This is a genomic window from Corynebacterium sp. (assembly GCF_012838985.1).
In the GTDB taxonomy this organism is placed as follows: domain Bacteria; phylum Actinomycetota; class Actinomycetes; order Mycobacteriales; family Mycobacteriaceae; genus Corynebacterium.
The window spans coordinates 1-3,437 of sequence record NZ_DUOE01000210.1 but is presented as its reverse complement, the minus strand read 5'-3'; the positions used below and the strand labels follow the sequence as shown (position 1 = coordinate 3,437).

3 protein-coding genes and 1 pseudogene are annotated in these 3,437 nt (G+C 66.0%); 3 read left to right on the top strand and 1 reads right to left on the bottom strand.

All coding sequences use genetic code 11. The annotated features are described in order from the left end of the window. Positions 1 to 284: pseudogene (locus tag GXZ33_RS11820) on the top strand (esterase family protein); the annotation flags it as partial. 87 nt (positions 285 to 371) lie between these two features. Here the strand turns inward: GXZ33_RS11820 and lepA are convergent. Further along, positions 372 to 2,219 (bottom strand): translation elongation factor 4, encoded by a 1,848-nt coding sequence (gene lepA, locus GXZ33_RS11815; RefSeq protein WP_291341344.1) that lies wholly within the window; start codon positions 2,217 to 2,219, stop codon positions 372 to 374. Positions 2,220 to 2,370: 151 nt separating this feature from the next. Between lepA and GXZ33_RS11810 the strand changes: the two genes are divergently transcribed. Next, positions 2,371 to 2,967: a type II toxin-antitoxin system PemK/MazF family toxin gene (locus GXZ33_RS11810; protein ID WP_291341342.1), complete on the top strand. Its 597-nt coding sequence runs from the start codon at positions 2,371 to 2,373 to the stop codon at positions 2,965 to 2,967. A gap of 197 nt (positions 2,968 to 3,164) precedes the next feature. Further along, the gene (rpsT, locus tag GXZ33_RS11805; RefSeq protein ID WP_291341340.1) at positions 3,165 to 3,428 is read left to right on the top strand and encodes a 30S ribosomal protein S20; all 264 of its coding nucleotides are present in this window, start codon (positions 3,165 to 3,167) and stop codon (positions 3,426 to 3,428) included. Positions 3,429 to 3,437 lie beyond the last annotated feature (9 nt).

The following is a 3,437-nucleotide window of genomic DNA, read 5'->3' as shown; positions in this document are numbered from 1 at the left end:
GCAACCCGGAGGGCCTGCGCGGCCAGCGCGTCTACCTCGCCGCCGCCAACGGCGTGTTCGCCCCGGAGGACGTGGCCAACTACGCCACCGGCAACTGGTTCGACATGTCCTCCGGCGCCGTCCTCGAACGCGGCGCACTGGAGTGCACCCGGCAGCTGGAGGCCGCGCTGGGCGATGCCCCGGGCCTGCGCGTCGACTACGCCGCCACCGGCACCCACGACTGGCACACCTTCAACAGGCACCTGCGCCCCGCGTGGGAGCACATCAGGCCGGCACTGTTCTGAGGGTCTCGCCGTAGCTGTCGTCTACGCCTACGGGAAGTAGAGGAAGATGCTTGTCGACGCCGGCGTGCGTCGACAAGCATCTCTCTGCTACTCGCTGTCCGTGGACAGCGCCGCAACGAAGGCCTCCTGCGGCACGGAGACGGAACCGATGTTCTTCATGCGCTTCTTACCGGCCTTCTGCTTCTCCAGGAGCTTGCGCTTACGGGAGATGTCACCGCCGTAGCACTTGGCCAGGACATCCTTGCGCAGGGCGCGGATGTTCTCACGGGCGATGATCTTCGAACCGATGGCGGCCTGGACGGGCACCTCGAACTGCTGACGCGGGATGAGCTCCTTGAGCTTCACGGTCATCTTGTTGCCGTACCACTGGGCGTTGTCCTTGTGGACGATCGCCGAGAAGGCGTCGACCGGCTCCCCCTGCAGCAGGATGTCCACCTTGACCAGGTCGCCGGTCTGCTCGCCGGCCTCCTCGTAGTTGAGGGAGGCGTAGCCCTTGGTGCGGGACTTGAGCATGTCGAAGAAGTCGAAGATGATCTCGCCGAGCGGCATGAGGTAACGCAGTTCGACGCGGTCCTCGGACAGGTAGTCCATGTTCTTCATCTCGCCGCGCTTGGACTGGCACAGCTCCATGGTGGAGCCGACGAACTCGGAGGGCACGATGATGGTGACGTTGACCATCGGTTCGTAGATCTCCTGCAGCTTGCCGCCCGGCCAGTCGGAGGGGTTGTGGACGTGGTGCTCGGAGCCGTCCTCGGCGATGACGCGGTAGTCCACCGACGGGGAGGTGGAGATGAGGTCGAGGTCGAACTCGCGCTCCAGGCGGTCGCGGGTGATCTCCATGTGGAGCAGGCCGAGGAAGCCGCAGCGGAAACCGAAGCCCAGGGCGACGGAGGTCTCCGGCTCCCAGGTGAGCGACGCGTCGTTGAGCTGCAGCTTCTCCAGGGCCTCACGCAGCGCCGGGAAGTCGGCCTGGGAGATCGGGAACAGTCCCGAGTAGACCATGGGCTTCGGCTCGGCGTAGCCCTGCAGGGGCTCGGTGGCGCCCTTCTCCGCCCAGGTGACGGTGTCACCGACCTTGGACTGACGGACGTCCTTCACGCCGGTGATGAGGTAACCGACCTCACCCGGGCCCAGCCCCTCGCACTTCTTCGGGGTCGGGGACACGATGCCGATCTCGAGGAGCTCGTGGTGCGCGCCGGTCGACATCATGGTCAGACGCTGACGCGGGGTGAGCTTGCCGTCCATCATGCGGATGTAGGTGACCACGCCGCGGTAGGTGTCGTAGACGGAGTCGAAGATCATGGCACGCGCCGGGGCGTCGGGGCCGTGCTCCGAGGTGGGGGCCGGGATGAGCTCCGCGACCTTGTCCAGCAGCTCCGGGACACCCTGGCCGGTCTTGCCGGACACGCGCAGCACGTCCTCCGGCTCGCAGCCGATGATGTTGGCGACCTCGAGGGCGTACTTCTCCGGGTCGGCGGCCGGCAGGTCGATCTTGTTGAGGACGGGGATGATCTCCAGGTCCTTGTCCATCGCCATGTAGAGGTTGGCGAGGGTCTGTGCCTCGATGCCCTGGGCGGCGTCGACAAGCAGAATCGCACCCTCACACGCCTCGAGGGCACGGGAGACCTCGTACGTGAAGTCGACGTGACCCGGGGTGTCGATCATCTGCATGACGATCTCCTGGCCCGCGAACTCACCCGACTGCGGGACCCACGGCAGACGCACGTTCTGCGCCTTGATGGTGATGCCGCGCTCCCGCTCGATGTCCATGCTGTCGAGGTACTGGTCACGCATGTCGCGTGCCTCGACGACGTTGGACAGCTGCAGGATTCGGTCGGCGAGCGTGGACTTGCCGTGGTCGATGTGCGCGATGATGCAGAAGTTACGGATCCGGGAGGGATCGGTGAACGTCTGCTCCGCAAAGTTCTTCGCCATGTGTGGTGGAGGTTCCCTTCTGGTATGACTCCCCCACTCTACCGAAGTCGGGCCCATTACTTAAGTGACCTAGCCGCAGGGCGCTTTCCACCGATACACTGGGACAACAATCCACCACCCACCCACCCGACACGGAAGGTACGACAGGTACATGGGCACCAACAGCAACGGCTCCCGGGGAGTCCACCGGCCTGCGCTGCCCCAGTCGGAACGCCCCTCCCTGCTCGAGAGGGTCCGCCGCGCCCTCATCGGGCCGACGGCCTCCCCGCTTGATTCCGGCCTCGCCCGCATCAGCGAACGGCTCGGCCTCAACACCGGTTTCAAGCCCGAGGTGGTCCGCGCGGCGGCCGCGAACATCCGCGTCGAGGCCACGGAACGGATGAGCCGAAACATCTACTACGCGCCCGACATGGACGGCCAGGCCGAGCCCGGTGAGGTCGTGTGGATCTGGGTCCCCTCCGACGGCCCGGACCTGCCGCCGCGGGAACGCGCCATGCTCGTCATCGGCCGCGACCGCCACACCATCCTCGGCCTGCTCATCTCCCCCAACCCGAAGCACGCGGGCGCCGAGACCTGGCTCGACATCGGGGCCGGCGAGTGGGACGCCTCCGGTCGGCAGTGCTGGATCCGCCTCGACCGGGTGCTCGAGGTCTCCGAGCAGGGCGTCCGCCGCCAGGGCGCGCTGTTCCCGCAGCGTCGTTTCGAACGCATCGCCAACCGTCTGCGCAACCACTACCACTGGGGATAGCGGTTTGGGTTTCCGCTGGTCGGACTGCTAGTATTTCCGCTGTTATTCACTTCCGGGCGCGCCGGTCGGGACGGGCAGGACCTTGGGTCCGTTCTTCGAACACCGGCGCCGAGCGGTCGCTGCTGGTCAGCAGGCCGCGGGACAGGTCCGCTGGTGGGTTACCGACACCATTTCTCCGAACCCCAAGAGGTATCTTCATGGCAAACATCAAGTCCCAGATCAAGCGCAACATCACCAACGAGAAGGCACGCGTCCGCAACCAGACCGTCCGCTCCTCCGTGCGCACCGAGATCCGCAAGTTCCGCGAGGTCCTCGAGTCCGGCGACAAGGCTGCAGCCGAGGCTCAGCTCCGCGCCGCTTCCCGCGCCCTGGACAAGGCCGTGACCAAGGGCGTGTTCCACCGCAACAACGCCGCCAACAAGAAGTCCTCCATGGCCCAGGCCTTCAACAAGCTCGGCTAAAGGTACTTC

Bases quoted from the DNA above. Each gene is read 5' to 3' on its own strand.
- lepA (WP_291341344.1), bottom strand. From the start codon at position 2,219: ATGGCGAAGAACTTTGCGGAGCAGACGTTCACCGATCCCTCCCGGATC.
- GXZ33_RS11810 (WP_291341342.1), top strand. From the start codon at position 2,371: ATGGGCACCAACAGCAACGGCTCCCGGGGAGTCCACCGGCCTGCGCTG.
- rpsT (WP_291341340.1), top strand. From the start codon at position 3,165: ATGGCAAACATCAAGTCCCAGATCAAGCGCAACATCACCAACGAGAAG.